At 65.9% G+C, this 20,976-nt stretch carries 16 protein-coding genes; 4 read left to right on the forward strand and 12 right to left on the reverse strand.

The features are described from left to right. Positions 1-9 precede the first annotated feature (9 nt). Both CHB96_RS21425 and CHB96_RS21430 read right to left on the reverse strand, forming a co-directional pair. Complete coding sequence (locus tag CHB96_RS21425) at positions 10-3,414, reverse strand: ATP-dependent helicase (RefSeq protein WP_281254441.1); 3,405 nt, start codon at positions 3,412-3,414, stop codon at positions 10-12. Beyond that, positions 3,411-6,749 carry an ATP-dependent helicase gene (locus CHB96_RS21430; protein WP_176444416.1) on the reverse strand — a complete coding sequence of 1,113 codons (3,339 nt, stop codon included), beginning with the start codon at positions 6,747-6,749 and terminating at the stop codon, positions 3,411-3,413. Before CHB96_RS21430 ends, CHB96_RS21425 begins: the two co-directional genes overlap by 4 nt. A 75-nt stretch (positions 6,750-6,824) precedes the next feature. Between CHB96_RS21430 and CHB96_RS21435 the strand changes: the two genes are divergently transcribed. Genes CHB96_RS21435 through CHB96_RS21450 form a run of 4 tightly spaced genes read left to right on the forward strand, consistent with a single transcriptional unit; the run spans position 6,825 to position 10,102 of the window. Further along, positions 6,825-7,607, forward strand: a complete 783-nt coding sequence (locus CHB96_RS21435; protein WP_089250045.1) for an alpha/beta fold hydrolase — start codon at positions 6,825-6,827, stop codon at positions 7,605-7,607. 10 nt (positions 7,608-7,617) lie between these two features. Next, on the forward strand, positions 7,618-7,920 hold the full coding sequence (locus CHB96_RS21440) for an MGMT family protein (protein ID WP_089250047.1): 303 nt from the start codon (positions 7,618-7,620) through the stop codon (positions 7,918-7,920). Between the two features lie 11 nt (positions 7,921-7,931). After that, positions 7,932-8,366 (forward strand): PaaI family thioesterase, encoded by a 435-nt coding sequence (locus CHB96_RS21445; protein ID WP_089250049.1) that lies wholly within the window; start codon positions 7,932-7,934, stop codon positions 8,364-8,366. Further along, the gene (locus CHB96_RS21450) at positions 8,363-10,102 is read left to right on the forward strand and encodes an NTP transferase domain-containing protein (RefSeq protein ID WP_281254442.1); all 1,740 of its coding nucleotides are present in this window, start codon (positions 8,363-8,365) and stop codon (positions 10,100-10,102) included. The genes CHB96_RS21445 and CHB96_RS21450 overlap by 4 nt, the downstream gene beginning before the upstream one ends. Here the strand turns inward: CHB96_RS21450 and CHB96_RS21455 are convergent. The 10 genes from CHB96_RS21455 to CHB96_RS21505 all read right to left on the reverse strand — a co-directional run bounded on the left by CHB96_RS21455 (position 10,059) and on the right by CHB96_RS21505 (position 20,968). After that, positions 10,059-10,790 (reverse strand): sirohydrochlorin chelatase, encoded by a 732-nt coding sequence (locus tag CHB96_RS21455; RefSeq protein WP_089250053.1) that lies wholly within the window; start codon positions 10,788-10,790, stop codon positions 10,059-10,061. The genes CHB96_RS21450 and CHB96_RS21455 overlap by 44 nt on opposite strands. After that, positions 10,791-12,005, reverse strand: a complete 1,215-nt coding sequence (locus CHB96_RS21460; RefSeq protein WP_089250055.1) for a uroporphyrinogen-III synthase — start codon at positions 12,003-12,005, stop codon at positions 10,791-10,793. Continuing rightward, positions 12,002-12,409: a nitrite reductase small subunit NirD gene (nirD, locus tag CHB96_RS21465; RefSeq protein WP_089250057.1), complete on the reverse strand. Its 408-nt coding sequence runs from the start codon at positions 12,407-12,409 to the stop codon at positions 12,002-12,004. Before nirD ends, CHB96_RS21460 begins: the two co-directional genes overlap by 4 nt. Before the next feature lie 107 nt (positions 12,410-12,516). Further along, positions 12,517-15,012 (reverse strand): nitrite reductase large subunit NirB, encoded by a 2,496-nt coding sequence (gene nirB / locus CHB96_RS21470; RefSeq protein ID WP_089250059.1) that lies wholly within the window; start codon positions 15,010-15,012, stop codon positions 12,517-12,519. Between the two features lie 67 nt (positions 15,013-15,079). Beyond that, on the reverse strand, positions 15,080-16,486 hold the full coding sequence (locus tag CHB96_RS21475) for a nitrate/nitrite transporter (protein WP_089250227.1): 1,407 nt from the start codon (positions 16,484-16,486) through the stop codon (positions 15,080-15,082). A gap of 308 nt (positions 16,487-16,794) precedes the next feature. Next, entirely contained in the window at positions 16,795-17,478 is a 684-nt protein-coding gene (locus CHB96_RS29780; protein WP_176444418.1) for a YcnI family copper-binding membrane protein, read from the reverse strand. A 23-nt stretch (positions 17,479-17,501) separates the two neighbouring features. Further along, positions 17,502-19,238 (reverse strand): copper resistance CopC/CopD family protein, encoded by a 1,737-nt coding sequence (locus tag CHB96_RS29445; protein WP_176444419.1) that lies wholly within the window; start codon positions 19,236-19,238, stop codon positions 17,502-17,504. Next, positions 19,235-19,906 carry a DUF305 domain-containing protein gene (locus CHB96_RS21495; protein WP_089250063.1) on the reverse strand — a complete coding sequence of 224 codons (672 nt, stop codon included), beginning with the start codon at positions 19,904-19,906 and terminating at the stop codon, positions 19,235-19,237. The genes CHB96_RS29445 and CHB96_RS21495 overlap by 4 nt, the downstream gene beginning before the upstream one ends. A gap of 37 nt (positions 19,907-19,943) precedes the next feature. Beyond that, a complete protein-coding gene (locus tag CHB96_RS21500) occupies positions 19,944-20,450 on the reverse strand; it encodes a DUF2231 domain-containing protein (protein ID WP_089250065.1) in 507 nt (168 codons plus the stop codon). Positions 20,451-20,497: 47 nt separating this feature from the next. Next, positions 20,498-20,968, reverse strand: a complete 471-nt coding sequence (locus CHB96_RS21505) for a Rieske (2Fe-2S) protein (RefSeq protein ID WP_089250067.1) — start codon at positions 20,966-20,968, stop codon at positions 20,498-20,500. Positions 20,969-20,976: the final 8 nt, after the last annotated feature.

Genomic DNA, 20,976 nt, shown 5'->3' on the forward strand with positions numbered 1-20,976 from the left:
CGTGAACGGTCATGCGCTCGAATCGAAGTCGACTGCAGAGGTGCCGTCGATGAGGGCCGCCAACGCGTCGGCGTCGGGTAACTCGTCCGGCGCCACGGTGCGTCCACTGCGCACGTAGTGGAACGCCGCTCGCACCTTGCCGAGCGGTACCGGCTCCGCGGACACAGCGGACATCAACTCCGCCCACGCGATTCGATAGGCAGCCAGCTGCATCACCACCGACTTCTCCTCGCGCGGAGTGGGTTCGGCGCCCGTCTTCCAGTCGACGACGGTCCAGCCGCCGTCGGCGTCGGCGAACACCGCGTCGATACGGCCTCGCAGAACCGTTCCTGCAACCGACGTCTCGAACGGAACCTCCACCTCGACGGGACTGCGCAGCGACCATTCCGAGTCTTCGAACGCCTGCTGGAGCACCTCGAGATCGGTGTCCATCGCAGCTCCCGTGTCCGCCGAACCGGGAAGTTCGTCGAGGTCGAGCAGACGTGTCGCACCGAATCGGCGCTCGATCCAGGCGTGAAATGCCGTGCCTCGCCGCGCCAGAGGATTCGGCGGAAACGGCAACGGCCGACGCAGCCTCGACGCCAGGGCGTCGGGATCTGCTGCGAGGTCGACCAACTGGCTGACCGACAGGTTCTCGGGTAGCGCCACAGTGACGGTGGCCTGCGCTCGCTCCGCACGCTCGGCCAGCAACGCATCCACGTCGGCGGCCCACCGTTCGGGATCGGGTTCCGACTCGTCGACGTGGTCCGGCCCGCTCTCCTCACGCAACGCAGCAAGGACCGCCTGCGCTCCGGCCTCGACGGCACTCCTCCTCGCTCCGAGCGGATCACGTGGCCACGACGCCGAATGAGGTTCGGCAGCAAGTGGATTGGGAACCTCGGAGTCCGGGCCGTCGGCCCATCGATCGACGACGGCGACGGGCGCCACGTCCGTATCGGTACGCGCGTCGACGAGTTCCTTCAGTTCCACCAGGAACGGCGACGGGCCGCGTGGTTTGGCGGAGGTCTCGTCCCAGTGGTGCGCGGAGACGAACAGTGCGCGCTCGGTGCGCGTGAGGGCGACGTAGAACAGCCGCCGGTCCTCGGCGAGGCGTCGACGCGCGAGTGCCTCCTTGTGCCGGTCGACTGCGTCCTGCAGATCTTTTCGGTTGTGCACGTCGTTCAGGTCGAGTACCGGTACTCCCTCGGACATTCGGCCGTCGTCCTCCACGACGGCCTTGTCACCTCGAAGCGACGGCGGTAGTTCCGCCAACGCACCGAGCCAGGTCGCCGATGCCGTCGTCGACGGGAAGACCCCGGTCGCGACGTGCGGGACAGCGACGACTTCCCACTCGAGCCCCTTGGCCGAGTGCACCGTCAACACCTGCACGCGGTGCGGCGCGACCTCCACCTCTCCCGGCGCGAGCCCGTTCTCCACGGTCTCGGCCGCACCGAGGAACGACAGGAATCCGGTGACGGTCGCGGTCGGGTTGTCGGCGTAATCGGCCACTACCGAGGCGAATTCATCGAGATGCTCACGACCCACCACGCCACCGGGGGCACCGGACATGCGGGCCGAGGCTTCGACACCGATCCCCATGGCACGCTCGATGTCCGCGACGAGCTCGGTGAGCGGCTGCCCGATGCGCTCGCGCAGCGAGTGCACTTCGGCGGCCAGCGCGGAGATTCGGCGATGTCCGACCTCGGAATAGTGCTCGGCAGGCCCCGGGTCCGCGATGGCGTCCGCTAGACCGGCGTCCTCGGAGTGCTCACCGGGCAGCGAACTTTCGAGTGCTGCATCGAGCGCGGCTCGGTCGTCGACTCGGCCGGACGCGCCGTACCCGACACCGATCGACAACTGCTTTGCCCGTCGAGCCAATGCGCGTATGTCGGCCGCGCCGATTCTCCATCGCGAACCGGTCAGCACACGCATCGCTGCACTGCCGGCCAGCGGGTCGGCCACCAGCCGCAACATTGCGGTCACGTCGGCGATCTCCGGAATGTGCAGCAGCCCGCCGAGGCCGACCACTTCCACCGGGAGCCCCCGGCTGCGAAGAGCGTCCGCGATCGGCTCGGCGTCGGCGTTACGACGCACCAGCACCGCCGCGGTCGGCGGCGGACGGTTCTCCTCACGTGCGCGTCGATACTCGTCGGCGATGCGGTCGGCCACCCAGTCACGCTCCTCGAGCACCGTCTCGGTGACCGCGAGCCGGACGTCTCCCGGGGTCGCGCCCGGTCGAGCGCGCAATGTCGGTACCGGAACACCCGTGCGGCGCAACGGTTCCGTGATGTGATTGGCGAGTTCGAGTGCCTCGGGGGGATTGCGCCAACTGGTCAACAATTCGAGCCTCGGGGCCGGCTCGCCCGTGGAGAGAGGAAAGTCGCTCGCAAATCGTGGCAGGTTCGCCGCGGAAGCCCCACGCCAGCCGTAGATCGACTGCATCGGGTCCCCGACGGCCGTCAGGGCCAGCGTCGAATCCGATCCCCCGCCGAACAACGACGACAACAGCACACGCTGGGCGTGACCGGTGTCTTGGTACTCGTCGAGAAGGACGAGCCGGAAGCGCTCACGCTCGGCTCGGCCGACCTCGACGTGATCTGCGGCGACGCGTGCGGCAAGGGACATCTGACTGCCGAAGTCGAGTGCGCCTTCGCGTCGCAACGTGTCGGAGAGTCGTTCGACCAAGGGCAACAACGACACTCGATCGTGCTGAGCGGCGAGGATGTCCAACAAGGCCTTCGACGGACCACCGCGCTGCTTCGGTCCCGCGGGCAGGCCGTGCACCAGCTTGTCCAGGTCGGTATGTGCCTCTCTCAGTTCGTCGGCGTCGACCAGATGCTCGGCGAGCTGACCCGACAACGCCAGCACTGCCTCGGTGATCGATGTCGGATTGCGATCCGTGTCCAAGTCCCCGTCCCACGTGCTGACGACTCGGTGCGCTAGTTGCCAGAGTTCGGTCTCCGACAACAACGTCGCCGATGGTTCGATCGGCAGCAGCAACCCGTGCTCGGTGAGCAGTCGGCCAGCATACGAGTGGTAGGTGCTGACTTCGGGCTCGCCGGTCAGGATTCGTTCGCGTAGCTGCAGGCTCGGATCGAGAGCACGCACCACGTCCGAGCCGGCGAGCCGGTTCAGACGTGCTCGGATACGGGTCGTCAGCTGTTGTGCTGCCTTACGCGTGAAGGTCAGGCCGAGAACGCTGTCCGGATCGACGAACTCGTTGGCGACCATCCAGACGACGCGTGCGGCCATCGTCTCGGTCTTGCCTGCACCTGCACCTGCGACCACCAGGGTCGGTCCGGACGGTGCCGAGATGACCGCGGCCTGCTCGGGGGTCGGCGGATACTTCTGTCCGAGTGCGCGGGCAAGCTCGATCGGATCGATGCGCGGTTCCCGGCGGTGCTGCCGCTTCTTGGATGTGGACCGCGTGCTCAACCGTCGGTCACCTGCCTTCCGGTTTCGTGCGCGGGGCAGCTCGATTTCACCGGACAGTGCCGACAACCGTCGTTCACGTAGGCCGTGAAGTCCGGCCCCCGGGTGGCGGATGCGGCGGCGTGCACGATGTCGCGCCACTCCTCGAGAGTCTCGGGACTCGGCGCCTCCTGGATCCGCTGCGTCGCACCGTCCTTGTTGTGAGGCTTGGCGACATAGACCAGACGAGCGCCTCCCGGCTGAGCCGCAGGTTCGCCCTCGATTGCGCCCGCAGCGGCCGCGACTTGATACGTGGCCAGCTGATTGTGGCTGCGCGCGTCCTCTTTCGACAGTGCATTCTTGGCGGTCTTGACGTCGATGACGACCGGCCGACCTTCGGTATCGTGTTCGAGCCGATCGATGCGACCGCGCAACGCGACAGCAGGTTCGTCGGCGGAACGAGCGGGGAGGACGCCCTGCACCGTCACCTCGACGCCCGCCTCGGTGAGCTCACCGCGACTTCCCCGAAGCCAGGTCTCGAACGTGTCGAGCATCGTGGCAGTACGATCCAACTCTCGCCGAGAGAACCACTGCGATCCTAGATCCACTGCATCCCAAGCACTTTCGAGCGCTCGTCGGACCTGCTCGGGAGGCATGGTGCCGGCGACCGCCTGAACGAGAGTGTGCACCAGGGTGCCCGTCACGGCATGCGTGTTGGCCCCGTCGTTTCCACCGTGCCGGTCGAGCATCCACCGCAGCGGGCACGTGGTGAGCTGTTCGACGGTCGACGGCGACAACGGCACGGGACCGTCGTCGAGATGCCACAACGGCGCGTCGGTGCTGACGCCCGCAAGCCCGAACCACTCGTCCGGATGTGCGCCCTTGACCCCCGCGGCCGCCAGTCGCGCCAACTGCGCCGCCGCGCGATCCCGCTTTGCCGGATTCTCCTCGGACACGACCGGATCGCACACGACACTGCGCAACTCGGCAACGACCATCGGCAGAGCCAACACGCGCTCGGTCGTATCGTCACGCGCAGTGCCGTCACGCGCTGTGCCGTCGGGTACCTGCTCGTCGGAATCCCCGCCGAGGAGTTCATCGACGAATCGGGACCGTACGAGGTCCGCATCACCGGTAGTGGAGTCGACTGCCGACACCAACAGCACCGAGCGCGCGCGGCTGCAGGCGACCATGAACAGTTTGCGTTCCTCGGCCAGCAGCGGAGCGGTGCGGGACAGCCTGCCGTCGATCAACGACGCGGCGTCGCCCATCCCCGATGTGAGATCGACGAGCGCTTCGGTGCCGAGCAGGCTGCCTCGTGCACGAAGGCCGGGCCACAGCCCCTCCTGCACACCGGGAACCGCGACGAGCTCCCACTCCCTGCCCGCAGCGGAGTGCGCACTGAGAATCGTCACGGCGTCGGTCGCCGCGGCCGCCGATATCCGTGTGCCCGGGATCTGTTGCTGCGTGATGTAGTCGACGAACCCACCGAGCCGCGCCTGCGGCAACCGGTCCACGTACGACGCGGCCGCGTCGAACAGCGCGACGACGGCGTCCAGATCCCGATCCGCCTGTGCCCCGGCGGAACCGCCCCATGCCGATACCGAGGCCCACCGCCGTTCGAGCCCGGAGCCCTGCCACGCCGCCCACAGCACGTCTTCGACACCGCGTCCGCGTCGTGCGACCGCCGCAGCCTTGCGCACGACCGACAGCACTCGCCGGAGCGGCGCCGCCTCGACCTCCGACAGTTGCGTCATCCACGCCGACTCTGCTTTCACCACAGCCGGATTCGCCGACCACGCCCCGGCACCGATCAACGCGGCGCGTAACAGTTCGGACGAGTCGCGCTCTCCGCCGGACGCCAACTCGATGCGCCTGACACCGCGCCGTAGCCGCCTGAGTGCAACGGGATCGGCACCGCCTATGGGCCCGGACAACAGCGCCAACGCGTCCTCACCGTCGAAGGACTCGTCGACCATGGCTCGAAGAACCAGCAGCAGACCGACCGTGCCGTGCTGTCGATGCAGCGGCAGTTCCGACGCCGGCGTCACGACGGGTACCCCGGCCGCCTGCAGCGCACGACGCAGTGGTGCGACGACCCGAGGGACGGACCTGACGACCACGGCCATCTCCGACCACGGCATCCCGTCGACCAGGTGGGCGCGCCGCATGACGTCGGCCACCGCGGTTGCTTCCTTGGCCGCGGAGGTGTGCACGCGCACGATCGCCTCGGCCTCGCCGTAACTGGGCGATCCGACCGCTTCTGCGCCGCGATGCCGGGCAAGCCCTGGCAGTCTCCCTGCCACGGCGTGCGCGACCCTCGCGACGACCGGGTCGCTGCGGAAGTTGTGCGTCAACATCACTCGCCGCGGATCGCCCGGCTCTGCCAGATCGGCCACGAACGACGGATCCGCACCCCGGAACGTGAAGACAGATTGGTCGGGGTCACCGGCGACGACGGTGGAATCAGTGTTGATTCCGATCGCTCGCACCAATTGCGCCGCTTGCGGATCGAGATGCTGCGCGTCGTCGACCACGAGGTGGCGGATACGAGCACGCTCGGACCTCAGCAGGTCCGGATCCGTTGCGAACGCCATCAATGCGCTGCCGATGAGCTCGGCCGCATCGAGCCCCGGCGCCGACGCCCCTGCCGCCTCCATTCCGACGGCACCGCGCAACAGCATTGCCTGCTCGTACCGCGCAGCGAACTTGCCGACGGCCACCCATTCCTCACGCGCATGCTTACGTCCGAGTTTGACCAGATCCTCCGGGCCGATCCCTCGCTCGACGGAACGCAGCATCAGGTCACGTACGGCGGTCGCGAAACCCGACAGCCCCAGTGCGGGGCGAAGACGCTCGGGCCAGTCGGTGGCACCGTCGTCGATGTCGCCGCGCAGCATCTCCCGTACCACCGCGTCCTGTTCTGCACCCGTCAACAGTCGGGGCGGCGGGTTGCCGTGGATCGCCGCCTGCAACCGGAGCACGGCGAACGCGTACGAGTGCACGGTGCGCACGAGCGGTTCACGCGTAGCGCGCACGGGCAGTTCCCCGGCGAACAGGCCGGCCGTGATCTGCTCACGCATGCGAACCGACGCGCGTTTCGACTGAGTGAGCACGAGAACCGATTCGGGATCGCCGTGGGCGATACGAGAGACGGCGTAATCGGCTATCAGCGATGTCTTTCCGGTGCCGGGACCACCGAGGACCTGCCACGGCCGCCACGCCGCCGCACCGTCGGCCGCTGCCGCAGCGGCGTCGGAGGAACCGACGAGCAGGCGGCCTGCGTCACCCGTCCACGTCCGACGGGCCTGTGGGACCCGCGGCGCGCGCACGAGAGTGGCACCAGCGATTCCGTCCATGGAAGAAGATTGGATCACGAGCCACCGACACATCTCGACGCGCCCGACTGCGCCTGCATGCGGCACACTGGGGCGGTGCCACAGCTGAACCTTCACACTTTCGGACCCGTCGACGGCCCCGAGATCCTCGCCGTGCACGGCATGACAGGACACGGCGCGCGGTGGCGCGACCTGGCCGACAACTACATTCCCGAGGCCAGGGTCCTTGCTCCCGACCTGATCGGGCACGGCCGCTCCCCCTCGACACCGCCGTGGGACATCGACGCTCAGGTCGAGAAGCTGCGGTTGCTCGTCCAGGACAACGCCCGTGGACCGGTACTCGTCGTCGGGCACTCGTACGGCGGCGCGCTCGCGGTCCATCTCGCCGCGAAGCACCCGGAGCTCGTTCGGGGTCTGATCCTGCTCGACCCCGCCATAGAGCTCGATGCGGGCGATCTGCTCGAGGTCGCCGAACTCACCGCGAAGTATCCCGATTACACCGACGCGGACGAGGCGAAATCGGAGAAGATCAACGGCGCGTGGGCGGACGTTCCGCTCCAACTACTGGACCGCGAGGTCGACGAGCACCTCGAAGCCGCCGAGAACGGACGCGTCAAGTGGCGGATCTCGACGGCGGCGATCGTCGCGTCGTGGGGTGAGCTCGCGCGTCCGCTCGTCGTTCCCCCTGCCGACATGCCCACTGTCGTCGTGCAGGCGATGCGCGTTCAGCCGCCCTACGTGAGCGATGCGTTCAAGAAGGCACTCGACGCGCAGCTCGGCGCGAACCTCAGGATCGTCGAGCTCGACTGCGATCACATGGTCGCCCAGGCAAAACCGGCCGACGTGGCCTCCCTGGTTCGAGAGCTACTGCATGCGTGAGCTGCTGTAGATGGCGTCGATCACCGAGGACCAGGTCGAACGAGTCCGCACACTCGTCGCATCGATCCCCGAGGGACACGTGTCGACGTACGGCGACATCGCGGCGGCGGCGAACCTGTCGAGTCCACGCATCGTCGGATGGATCATGCGGACCGACTCCGCTGACCTCCCATGGCATCGTGTGCTCTCGGCAAGCGGAAAGCCCGCGGCCCACCTGGCAACACGGCAACTGGAGAAGCTGGTAGCGGAAGGCGTCGTGGTGCGCGACGGACGAGTCGACCTGAAATCCATCCGGTTCCAGTTCACCGACTAACCTCGTCAGGTATGGATCTCGGACAGTTCGACCCCCGACCGACCGCGAAGTACTCGCTGAAGAAGGCGAGCCCGTTCGTGGCGGCGGCAGGTCTGGTGATCGACGAGGTGTCGGGCACACGCGTCGCCGGCCACATCGACCTGTCCGAAGAACACTTCACCCCGTGGGGTGTGGTGCACGGTGGTGTCTACACCACAGCAGTCGAGAGTGCGGCGAGTATCGGTGCGAGCGAGGCCGTCAAGGACCGAGGCGAATTCGCGGTCGGCGTGCACAACGGAACCGACTTCCTGCGCGCGAGCAAGGGCGGACACGTCGACGTCGTCGCAGAACCGTTGCAGCAGGGCCGCGTTCAGCAGTTGTGGCTCGTGACCATCACGGCGACGGACAGCGGAAAGACCATCGCGCGTGGTCAGGTTCGTCTGCAGAACGTACCGCTTCCGACGTGAGCCGTAGCTCCAGAGACTTCCACGCCGTCGTCCTCGCCGGCGGGGCCGCCCGCCGCATGGGCGGCATCGACAAGCCCGGACTGCGCGTCGGCGCAACGTCTCTCGTCGAGAAGGCAGTTGACGCGGTCGCAGCAGCCCGACGGATCGTCGTGGTGGGACCTCACCGTGCGAATCTCGCCGACGACATTCTTCAGACACGCGAGGAGCCGGCCCACTCCGGTCCGGTGTCCGCCATCGCCGCAGGGCTGCAAGCACTTTCGTCGTCGGATTCCGATGTCGTCGTGGTACTCGCAGCCGATCTCCCGTCCGTCGACGCGGCGTCCATCGCCACTCTGCTTGCCGCGCTCGACGATTCGTCCGCGGTGTTCGCGTCCGATCAGGACGGACGAACGCAGTACCTGTTCGGCGCGTGGAGACGATCGGTTCTGGAACAGAAGATCTCCGAACTCGATACGCCGGCAGGACAACCGGTACGGTGCATCCTCCCGGCCACCTTCGACACGGTGACCATCACCGGTGTCGACGATTGCGATACACCGGCAGACCTGCGCCTCGCTCGGGAACGTAACGCCGTCCACGCGTCGGGAATCGAGTTCGCACGCGAGAGCATTCGAGAGCAGTTGCCCCCGTTGGCCATCCGCCGCGTTTCGCCGACGGACGCCGAGGGCGGGGTACTCGCGGAACCTCTGATCTCCGCTGCCGCACTCCCCCACGTCGACACGTCGGCAATGGACGGTTACGCCGTCTCCGGCGCCGAACCGTGGACTCTCCGGGAAGATGTCGCCTACGCCGGAACCTCCGGCCTCGGCGCACTGCGTGACGGCGATGCGGTCCGTATCGCGACCGGCGCTCGCGTCCCGTCCGGCGCCACCTCGGTCGTCCGGGACGAACACGTCGTCGTCGGCGACGACGGGCGCCTGCGTCGACTCCCGGGCACGCCCGTGAAGGACGATTCGCGCCGACGCGGTGAGGATTGGCAGCCGGAAACCGAACTCGTCGCCGCCGGCACGACGGTGACGGCAGCCGTGGCCTCGGTCGCCCTCAGTGCCGAAGTGAGCGAAGTGACCATCCGCGGGCCCGTGCGGGCACGAACAGTGTTCAGCGGCAACGAGATCCGCTCGAAAGGACCGCTCGATCCCGGGCAGACACGCGACAGCATCGGACCGGTACTGCCTCGCTATCTCCGATCGTGCAGCATCGACACAGCCGATTCGGTGCACCTCGACGACACTGCAGACGCATTCGACGACCTACTCGATCGTTCCACCGACGTCGATCTCCTCGTCGTCGTCGGGGCAACCGGAGGCGGCGCGGCAGATCAGCTGCGCTCGGCGCTGGAGCGCGCGTCGGCGACGACGATCGTGAACCGGGTCCCGGTTCGCCCCGGTGGTTCCCAGATCACCGCGGTACTGCCGAACGGCGTTGTCGTACTGGGCCTTCCAGGTAATCCGCTCGCCGCGGTCAGTACGCTCATGATGACGGCACCCGCGATCGTCGATGCTCTCACCGGCAGAACCCCGCCCGCGCCGTGGCTCGGATATCTGACCAATACGACCGACGTCGACTCGGACGTCGCGCGCATCGTGCCCGTCATGCGCGACGGGGCCGGATGGCGAGCCGATGCGGCAGTGCGGACCGCGCACCTGCTACACCTCGTCGGGCACAACGCGTTGGCGGTCGTCCCGCCGCACATCAGCCCCGACGAGCCGGTGGAGCTGCTACCCCTACTGCGCTGAGTGTCCGTGCACCGGCACGGAACCGATCGACGACGAGATCGACGATGCCCGTATGCACGCCGAGGGGATCGGCCACACCGTCGCTGCCCGCGTCGACGAGACGAGAGTGAAAAAGCCCGCGCGCCAACAGGTACGACGCCACGAATACCGTGGCGTGGCCCTGGCGTCGGAGTTCGGCGACGGCGTCGGGCACAGCGGGCTGCGCAGTCGCGACGTATCCGATACGAACCGGAACCTGGGCGATCTCGGCGAGCATCGCCGCGGCACGACGATGCTCACGCAGCGCGCGCGGGTCGGACGAGCCTGCCGCCGCGAACACGATGGCGTCACCTGCATTCCACCCGACGGCGCGGAGCCGGTCGAGCATGACGCGCGCGAGAACAGGGTCCGGACCCAGTGCCGGAGTGACCATCACACAGGGATGATCGCTGTCGGTGACTTCACGGGGCACATCGGTGTGCACGTGGTAGCCCGACGCGAGGAATGCCGGAACGACGACGGCCGGGCCGGCCAGCCCGCGGAGAACCTCCGACGGCGACGGACCGAGCACGTCGACGAAGGCGACCCGGGTTTCGCCGACCTGCTGTCCGACGGCCTCGGCCAGTTCGGCGATCATCTCGACGCCGCGAGGATTGCGCGTGCCGTGCGCGACCAGTACGAGGGTCGCATCCACTCCATGAGTGCTCATCTAGTACTTGCTCCCTTCGGGAAGCCGAATCGGGGGTGTGGACGGCCGTGTCGGAGTCTGCTCGTCGTCGCGCTCGACATCAGCCGGGTCGATCGCGAGTCGATAACCTCGTTTCACCACTGTCTGAATCGTTTTCGGAGCGCCGAGCGACGACCGAAGCCGCGTCATGGCGGTCTCGACGGCGTGTGTGTCGTCGCCACCACCGGGCAACGACGCGAGTAGTTCGTCGCGCGAGACGACTTTCCCTGGCCTGCGAGCGAGGGTCTTGACCAACGCCATCCCTGCGGGCGACACGGACCGCACGGTGCCGTCGACGACGACGCATCGACCCCGAACGCTGATCGTGTGCCCGCCCGCGTCCATCGGCCTCGCCCGACGCGGCAGCTCCTCGGCGATATGCCGAGCCAGCGCACCGAGACGCGCACGGGCAGGCTGCGTCGTCGGGACGTCCAGTTCTTCGAGAGGCGCCGCCGTCACCGGGCCGACGCACACGGGCAGCACCCGTGTGCGCAGCGACTGCAACAGCGGTTCGAGAACGCCGTTCTCATGGGCGCGCATCAGCAGTGAGGCCACCGCAGGGGCGCTGGTGAAGCTGATGGCGTCGAGATCGCCGACGACGACCGCTTCGATCATGCGGTCCATCGGCGTGCCGTCGTCGGGTGCCGTCCAGCGATACACGGGGACGGGTACGACCTCGGCGCCCGCGTCACGCAGGACTTCGCAGAAGTCGGGCACCGGCTCCCATTCGGTCGTTGCCCCGTGCAGTTGCACGGCGATGCGCTTTCCGCGCACACCCTCGTCCAGCAGATGTTCGAGGACTTCCGCGGAGGATTCCGACGCAGGAGACCACTCCTCGCGGAGGTCCGCCGCCCGGATCGCGCCCTTCGCCTTGGGACCGCGCGCCAACACCCTCGACGACGCCAGCGCACGCCCCAGACTTTCCGCCTGCCCCCAGCCGTCGGCCGCTTCGATCCAGCCTCGGAATCCGATTCCGGTTGTGGCGACGGTGATTTCGGGGGGCTCGGCGATGATGGCCTCGGTGACGCGTTCGAGTTCCGCGTCATCCGCGAGCGGGATGATCCGAATGGCCGGGGCATGCATCACCGATGCACCCCGACGCTCCAGCAACGTGGCGAACTCTTCAGCGCGCCGCGACGCTGTGACCCCGACGGCGAACCCTGCCAGAGGCGACGTGGCCTCGGCGGCTTCGCTCATGTCGTCGCGCCCCGCACGAAGATCACGCCGCTCGTCACCTTGGTCTCGAACGAACCGAGGCCGACTGCCTCGTCGTCGAGGCAACGGCCGTCGACCAGTGAGAAGACCTGCTTGAGCAGAGGCGAGGCGACAGTGGGTTCACCGGCACGGTCTCCCACGAGCCCCCGGGACATGACAGCTGCCCGACCGAACGGGTCGATGTTCCCGACGGCGTGCAGTTCCCCACCGGGAAGCATGAACAACGCGACCTGCGTGCCTCCACGCAGGAGCACCGCGACGCCTCGGCCGGGCACCAGTGTGTCGATCGCGCACGCTGCCGTCCATTCACGGGCAGAGTGCGTCCCGATCTGATGAGCAGACTGCGTGGTCCGGTCCGCGCTGGTTCGAGTATCGATGACAGTCATGACGTACCTCCTGGTGCTATTGCACGTTGCCGATGTTTCTTCGTCGTTAAGCGGCCATTACTGCGGTGTGCACATGCGATCAGTTCCTGCAGTGCGTCGATGACAGGTCACGCACCCACGCGCGGCATCCCCATCAGCACGGGCACCTTGCGCGAGCCCGAGTCGTCGAACGAGATCGTCGGATCCGCTTCGTCCGGTGCGTTCACGAAGGACACGAACCGTCCCAGCTTCTCCTCGTCCTCGAGCACGCCGGCCCACTCGTCCTTGTACCCGGCCACATGGCGCTCCATGTCCGCTTCGAGCTCGGCTCCGATTCCGAGACTGTCCTCGCAGACGATTGCCTTCAGGTGATCGAGACCGCCGTCGAGCGATTCGAGCCACGGCGCCGTCCGCTGCAGGCGGTCGGCGGTCCGTACGTAGAACATCAGGTAGCGGTCGATGTAGCTGACGAGTGTCGCGTCGTCGAGGTTCGACGCCAGCAGCTGTGCATGCTTCGGCGATTGGCCTCCGTTGCCTGCGACGTAGAGATTCCATCCACCTTCGGTCGCGATGACACCGACGTCTTTGCCGCGCGCCTCTGCGCATTCACGGGCGCACCCGGACACGCCGAACTTGATCTTGTGCGGCGACCGCAGTCCGCGGTAGCGGTTCTCGAGGTCGACGGCCATGCCCACCGAGTCCTGCACTCCGTAACGGCACCAGCTCGATCCGACGCAGCTCTTGACCGTGCGCAACGACTTGCCGTACGCCTGGCCGGACTCCATGCCCGCGTCGACGAGTCGTTTCCAGATCGCAGGTAACTGCTCGACGCGAGCGCCGAACAGGTCGATGCGCTGGCCGCCGGTGACCTTCGTGTACAGCCCGAAGTCGCGAGCGACCTCGCCGATCACGATGAGCTGCTCGGGTGTGCACTCTCCACCCGGCATCCGCGGCACCACCGAGTAGGTGCCGTTCTTCTGGATGTTGGCGAGGAAGTGGTCGTTGGTGTCCTGCAGCGACGCCTGTTCGCCGTCCAGGATGTGATCCGACGACGTCGACGCCAGGATCGACGCGACGACAGGCTTGCAGATGTCGCAGCCGGTTCCCTTGCCGTACTTGGCGATCAGTGACGAGAACGTCCGAGTGTTCGTGGCACGCACGATCTCGAACAACTCGGCGCGGGACTGAGAGAAGTGCTCGCACAACGACTTCGACAACACGACACCGGATGCGGCGAGGAGTTGCTTGATCGACGGGAGGCAGCCACCACACGTCGTGCCTGCGGTGGTGCAACTCTTCACCGATGCCAGATCGCATGCACCGTCGGCGATGGCACCGCAGATCGCACCCTTGGTCACGCCGTTGCACGAGCAGATCTCGGCGTCGTCCGGTAGTGCACCGATCCCGACCTGCTCGGCGGCCGGTGAGATCAACGAGCCGGGATCGCCGGGCAGTTCACGCCCGACGAGCGGACGCAGCAGGGAATAGGCGGTCGCGTCGCCGACGAGGATTCCGCCGAGGAGCGTCTTCGCGTCGTCGGACACGACGAGTTTGGCGTAGGTGCCCTTCGGCGCATCGCTGAAGACGACCTCGAGCGCGCCCGGCGTTGCGGCCATCGCGTCGCCGAAACTCGCGACGTCGACGCCCATGAGCTTGAGCTTGGTGGACATGTCGGCGCCCGGGAATTCGGCTGCACCCCCGAGCAATCGGTCGGCGACGACCTCGGCCGTCGAATATCCGGGCGCGACGAGTCCGTAGCAACGACCTTCGACGGCCGCGCATTCACCGATGGCGTAGATGTCGTGATCCGCTGTGCGGCAGCCGATGTCGACCATGATGCCGCCGCGCTCACCGACGTCGAGACCGCAGTCCCTGGCCAATTGGTCCTGCGGCCGAACACCCGCCGAGAACACCAGGAGTGCGGCGTCGATGACCGAGCCGTCCGACAGTTCCACCGACAGACCGGCACCGTCGTTCTCCGTGATCGACGACGTTCCGACGCCCGTGTGCACGTGCAGTCCGAGATCGGTGACGAGGCGGGCCAGCAGCGCGCCACCGCCCTCGTCGACCTGAAGCGGCATCAGACGCGGCGCGAACTCGACGACGTGCGGCGTCATGCCCATCTTCTTCAGCGCGTTGGCAGCTTCGAGGCCGAGCAATCCGCCACCGACGACCACGCCGACCGCGCCCGGGCCTGCAGCATCCGCCCGAGCCCGGATTTGGTCGAGGTCGTCCAGGGTGCGGTAGACGAAGCAGGCGTCCAGATCGTGGCCGGATATCGGCGGCACGAAAGGGTAAGAGCCCGTGGCGAATACGAGCGCGTCGTAGTCCACGATGTCACCGGCCGACGTCGCGACCGTCTTCGCCGTGCGATCGATGCTGTCGGCCCGCACCCCGATCCTCATGTCGACGGCGCTGTCACCGAGATAGTCGTTGCCCGCGAGCGCGAGTTCCTTGTGATCCCAGGCCCCGACATAGGACGACAGACCGACGCGGTCGTAGGCCGGCAGTGCCTCCTCGCACAGCACTGTGATTTTCCAGTCGGTCCCTTCGTCGCGAGCGCGCAGCGCCTCCACGAACCGGTGACCGACCATTCCGTGTCCTACTACCACCGCGTTCTTCATCTGCGGTCCTTTCCCGAAAGTACTTGTAGAACGATGCTCGAGTATCGAAATGACCCGTGGAGTGGAGTCAGACGGCGACGGTGGCGTCGGCCCCTGCGACGACCCGCGGCTTGCGCAGGTACACAGCCCAGGTGACGGCGCAGCAGACGACGTAGAAGGCGAGGAAGACCCAGAAGGCCGTCGTGGCCGATTTGGCCTCACCGGAGTACGAGGCGCGCAGCACCAGGTTGATGCCGACGCCGCCCAGAGCGCCGATGGCGCCTGCGATTCCGATCAGTGCGCCGGACATCTTGCGCGACCAGTGCTGCTGCTCGTCGATCGTCATTCCCTGCAGTTCGGTCGACTTCGCGGCGAAGATCGCGGGGATCATCTTGTAGACCGAACCGTTGCCGAGGCCGGACAGCAGGAAGAGCAGGATGAATCCGACGACGAAGAGCGCCATCATCGTTCCGCTCGCGGCGCCGGCCGTGTTGTCGTCCCACGTGCTTGCCGCGACGAGGATGCCGGTCGAGAAGACCATCGCGACGAACGTGTAGAGCGTGATCTTGCCGCCACCGATCTTGTCGGCGAGCTTGCCGCCGAACGGACGCGAGATGGATCCGAGAAGCGGTCCGAGGAAAGCGATCTGAGCTGCGTGCAGCGAAGCCTGTGCCTGCTGCGCGGCGGTCGCGGGGGCGCCGTCGGTCAGTCCGGCGAGGAAGTTGATCTGCAGAACCTGCCCGAACGCGAAGCTGAATCCGATGAACGAGCCGAACGTACCGATGTAGAGGAAGGCGATCCACCAGGAATCGGAGAAGCGGAGCACGTCGATCATCGAGCGGCCGTTGGTCTTCTGGTTCTCGAGGTTGTCCATGAACAGTGCCGCGCCGACGGCAGCGATGGCGATGAAGACGAGGTATACGGCACAGACGATTTCGGGTGCCGTGTTGCCGATCGTCGCGATGACGAGCAAGCCGATCAACTGGATGACCGGTACGCCGATGTTGCCGCCGCCCGCGTTCAGCCCTAGCGCCCAACCCTTTTCACGCTGCGGGTAGAACGCGTTGATGTTGGTCATCGACGACGCGAAGTTGCCACCACCGAGACCGGCGAACGCGGCGATCACGATGTACGTGGTGTACGACGCCGGATTCATCATGAAGTACATCGTCAGAATCGTCGGTACGAGTAGGACGAGAGCGCTGAAGATCGTCCAGTTGCGTCCGCCGAACTTCGCCGTCGCGAAGGTGTACGGGATACGCAGAATGCCACCGACGAGGGTGGGTACGGCGACGAGGAAGAACTTGCCCGCCGCGTCGATGCCGTACACCGACACCGGCATGAACAGCACCATGACCGACCAGATGGACCAGATCGAGAATCCCACGTGCTCGGCGACGACGGACCAGATCAGGTTGCGCTTGGCGATGGCCTTGCCGCCGCCTTCCCACGCCTCGACGTCCTCGGAATTCCAGTGGGTGATGCGATGGTTGATCGACACGGGAACTGTGCCCGGTGATGCAGGAGAACCCGGCACCGCGGATTCTGTGTGGGAAACGCTGGTCACGTTGGAGCCTCCTGATAAGGGATGGAGCTATCAAGGTAGAAAACCGATGTTTCGAAGGCGCTGCATGCCGTGACTTGACGGTGAAATCTCGCTCACCAACCGCATTTGCCCGAAGTGAGACGGTTGTGGACCACGTCGGAGCTACGCGAAACCGCAGGCAGAGGCCCTATACGACGAAAAAGGAGTAGTTCGCCGATGGGCGAAATACTCCTTTTTCCGGGCGATCCGGTCGGACTTCAGCTCTTGCGGTTACGCACCACCGCGAACGCGCCGCACCCCAGTGCGAAGACTGCGACCACAAGCGCCACTCCAGCCAGGATCGTAGCCCCCGAGTCGGTGTGGTCCATCTCCATCGCCGAACTCTCGGCGGTCGACCCAGTCATACCGTGTTCGTCGGATCCGGCGACCGCCGCGGCGAGTGTCAACGTGGGCGCCGGATACTGAGGTTCGTCTCCGCCCTCCGGTGCTTCCTCGATCCAACTCACAACCTCACCGTCGGAGTACGTCTGGAGGAACTTGAACGTCATCGTCGGTGCCTCAGGAAGCGGGCCGGCCGAGATGTCGAACTCGGCGAATTCCCCGGCGAGTATTCCTGGGCCGGCTGCAGTCCACACGACGCGATCGACGACCTCGGAGGCGGCGGAGTCACCCGTCGGGGAGGACTTGATCACCTCGTAGTTCCACCCAGTAACAGGCTTGACTCGAACGGACGCCAGTGGAGCGTCGGACGGCATTGCAAGCTCGACCACGGTGGTCGGCACGTCCTTTTCGTTCGGTACTCGGAATGTGATTTTCGTGTAGCCACCTTGCGTTGCATCCGGCGCGTAGGCCGAGATGTGCGCGGTCGCAACGCCGGCCATAGGCCCCAGCAGCATCACTGCGGCTGCGATTGCGGCGCCGATCAATCGACGTGCCTTCATCGAAACTCCTCGTGTCTTGTGGTTCATCGGATACGAACAGTGAAAAGTGTTGTCGTCGCGTCGATATCGCTCGTCTGAGTTGTTACGGCCAACTGCCACAGGCCAGGTACCGGTAACGTCACGCCCGCCACCTCGTAGTGACCGGGGCTGGTGGCGGCTGCCTCGACAGGCACCAGATACTCCCCCGACTCCGAAGTCCAACGCGCGCCGACACGGACCGGATCGACGGTAGCGCCGGCTTCGGAGTAGACAAGGCTCATCGAATTGACACCGGTCCGTGCAGGATTCACTCCGACGACGACCGAGATGCCGTCGGAGGCCGGCCCGGTCTGTTCGAAAACCGGGAAATACGTGTCCTTGGCAGGCGTGGTCGCCACCAGCACCGCCGTGATCGCGACGACCAACAGTGAAACACCCGACTCCAGGGCAATCCTCCATCGCAACGGCCGAATGTCGATTCTCCCCACACCTGTGTCGTGGTCACCTGGCGTGGACGCTTCGAGATCTCCGGTTGCGGCGTTCCCTCCCACCATCGCGTATTCGGGCACCGTTTCGGCAGACCGAATTGGATAGTGGTGACGTATCCACCATCTGGCGCCTGCGCCCAGCAGCACCATTGCCACCACGAGAGCGAGCTTGATCAGCAGTAGCTTCCCGTACTCTGTCGACGTCAAGGCCCCGAGTTCGCGTACCTGTCGCCACGCGGTGAACGATCCCGATACGACAAGCACGAGGATCGACACCGCCGCATATCTGGACCAATTCGGCAACAAGACTGTCAGAGTCGACGTTTCGGATGGCCGAAGCAGTACCACCATCATCACAAGCCCGCCGAGCCACGCGGACGCTGCGATCAGGTGCAGGACGTCTGCCGGCAGAGCCAGGTCTACCAGCTCGCCCGCACCAGCATGCCCCACAGCTGACACCGTCAGCGACAGCGGGACAACCGCCACGACTGCACCGAAGATTCCCAACCGCACAAGGCGCACACGGCGCACCACGAGGACCAGGGTCAGTGCGAGAAGAGCGAGGCGCACGATGGATACCACTCCGAACCTGGTCCCGAGTACCGGTCCGAACAGCGAAGTATCGAACACCGTTGACAATGGAGTTCCAGCGGTGAACGGCCCCTGAAGCAACAACCCTGCGACAGTCGCGGTCACGGCGAGCACCCACCCGAACACCAGAATGCGGTGGACCACATGGGACCTTCTGCCCTCGCGCCACAATATGGTGACGAACATCAATCCGCCGAGCAACAGAATCAGTCCCACGAACAGTGTTCCACGGGCTATGTCGAGCAACCGCGCGGCGCCGACACCTTCGGACTCCTGCGCGGAGGCGGCATCCGAAGCCGCTGTAGCGCTGACCTCGCCGACACTGAATGTCGTTGCGCCGAATATGGAATGGGTGTCCTCACTGAGCACCCTCCACAGGACGGTGTATGTCCCGGTTCCCAAAGTCAGCGGTAGCGGGGCCACGACCACACGACCTTCGTCGCGGGTCGTGATTTCCCCGAGTTCCACCCTCGATCCGTCGGGCGCGAGCACTTTGACTGCACCTGAGGAAATGCCGACTGCTTCGTCGTATCGCAGCAACATTTCACCGGGCGAGTCCGCCAGTACGGTCCCTTCGCCCGGAAGCGCCTCGAGCAGAGTCGCATGCGCCGATGCCACGGCAGGCCAACCGATCGTCAGCGCGAGGGAGATCCAACCGAGGACTAGAATCCTGAGCCATCGACGGCTCTTGCCGGAATTCACAGCGATCCCAGCATCGCCTGCATGACTGCGATCTCGGATGTCTGCGAGTCCAGAACCTGCTGAGCGAATTCCTTCTCCTGCTCGTTGATTCCCTCGGCCAAAGCATTCATGGCAATCGGCAGAACGGCCTGATGATGCTCGATCATGATCGTCAGAAACTGCCGATCGAACACTGTGCCAGTCAACGGAATCAACGTCTCGGCTGTTGCTGCCTCCGAGGTGCCTGCGCTGTGATTGTGGCCCGATACCGACGCCGGATCGGTCGAGGGAACGGGTTGCCCCCATGCGATCGCGATTTCGGACACACGCAGATACCGCGTGCTCGTATCTGCATCGATCGACGCCGCGAGATCCTTCACCTGCTGGCTGGCAGCCTGCGTCTCTGCCAGAGCTGCCATCTGGCTGGCAACCGCGTCATGCGGAGTGATCCACGAGATCATGTAGGTGTCCCAGCCGTTGTACTCGGTGGAGATACCGTTCACCATCGGTGCGCCATTGCCCGGTGGAACGATGCAGCACACCTGCCCGACGATGTCCTGGCCGGTCCCGTCCAGGACTGCAGGGGTGTCCTCACCTGACGAGCACCCACCGAGAACGAGCACGACGCCGACGGCGGTCGCCGCTGCGCGTCCGCGGCCGAAGGACGAGACATTGCGAAATGTGGACACGTCCGGTCAACTCCTCATTGCTGGCAGGCACGACATTTCAGTTTCCCGAGTAGTCGACTGAACCGGATGGATTCCATACTGCTTCGGCGCCTGCTTCACCTGTCTGGACGGTCAACACGACGACACCTACCGCTACAACGGTGACCACGAAGGCCGAAACGATCCCGATCACCGCGTTTCCGGTACGCCCGACAACGACCGCCACGGCGAGAGACACCGCGAACAACACGAGCGATGCTATGAACAACCGACCGCCCAAGGCTGCGTGACGGTCGACGATCTCGCCGGTGATATTGCCTTCCAACTGGGCTGCGATCGAGCGCTGCAACACCTCACCGCTCTCCTTCGTGAGGTAGACCGCAACGACGGCGACAGCCGACAACACCAGGAATGGCCAACGTGCGAACTTCCGCCACCGTGGAACCCACACAGCGAGTCCCGACACCGCTGCAAGCGGTGCAGCGATGACCGCCAGGTGAAGCACCAGTACATGCACCGGAAGCCCATTGAACATTCCGAACACTTGATTCCACTCCTCTGTCATTGATTGTGCGTCGCAGGACTTTCTGCTATCCGCGCGATGAGAGCCGATCAGCCCAGTGAAATCGCGCCACCGGAGACGGTGACGACTTTCTCCGGTAGGGGCTCGGTCGCCGGACCCTGGAGCACCGAACCGTCGGTGAGCGAGAACTTGCTGTTGTGGCAGGGGCAAATCATCGCGCCGTCCTCGATCGAGGAGATCGCACAGCCCTGATGGGTGCATACCGACGAAAAGGCCTTGTAACTACCGGAAGTCGGCTGAGTCACGACCACCTCCTGATCCTTGAAGATCACGCCGCCGCCAACGGCAACGTCGGCGGCCGACCCCAGAGACACGGGACCATCCGCGGCCTCGGTCGGCACCGCACCACCGATACCGGCAGCCTTGGTAGACGTCTCAGCCACGGACGACGAGTCACCGCCGCCACACGCTGCCAGCGTTACGGCTGCCGCTGCGCCTGTTGCCGCAACTACGCTGCCGCGCAGGATTGTTCGACGATCAAGGCTGTTCATGGTGTTCATTGGTGATT

Origin of the sequence: Rhodococcoides kyotonense (genome assembly GCF_900188125.1) — a bacterium.
Taxonomy (GTDB): Bacteria; Actinomycetota; Actinomycetes; order Mycobacteriales; family Mycobacteriaceae; genus Rhodococcoides; species Rhodococcoides kyotonense.

Bases quoted from the DNA above. Each gene is read 5' to 3' on its own strand.
- nirB (WP_089250059.1), bottom strand. From the start codon at position 15,012: ATGAAGAACGCGGTGGTAGTAGGACACGGAATGGTCGGTCACCGGTTC.
- nirD (WP_089250057.1), bottom strand. From the start codon at position 12,409: ATGACTGTCATCGATACTCGAACCAGCGCGGACCGGACCACGCAGTCT.
- CHB96_RS21455 (WP_089250053.1), bottom strand. From the start codon at position 10,790: ATGAGCACTCATGGAGTGGATGCGACCCTCGTACTGGTCGCGCACGGC.
- CHB96_RS21430 (WP_176444416.1), bottom strand. From the start codon at position 6,749: ATGGACGGAATCGCTGGTGCCACTCTCGTGCGCGCGCCGCGGGTCCCA.
- CHB96_RS29780 (WP_176444418.1), bottom strand. From the start codon at position 17,478: ATGAAGGCACGTCGATTGATCGGCGCCGCAATCGCAGCCGCAGTGATG.
- CHB96_RS21460 (WP_089250055.1), bottom strand. From the start codon at position 12,005: ATGAGCGAAGCCGCCGAGGCCACGTCGCCTCTGGCAGGGTTCGCCGTC.
- CHB96_RS21505 (WP_089250067.1), bottom strand. From the start codon at position 20,968: ATGAACACCATGAACAGCCTTGATCGTCGAACAATCCTGCGCGGCAGC.
- CHB96_RS21500 (WP_089250065.1), bottom strand. From the start codon at position 20,450: ATGACAGAGGAGTGGAATCAAGTGTTCGGAATGTTCAATGGGCTTCCG.
- CHB96_RS21440 (WP_089250047.1), top strand. From the start codon at position 7,618: ATGGCGTCGATCACCGAGGACCAGGTCGAACGAGTCCGCACACTCGTC.
- CHB96_RS21445 (WP_089250049.1), top strand. From the start codon at position 7,932: ATGGATCTCGGACAGTTCGACCCCCGACCGACCGCGAAGTACTCGCTG.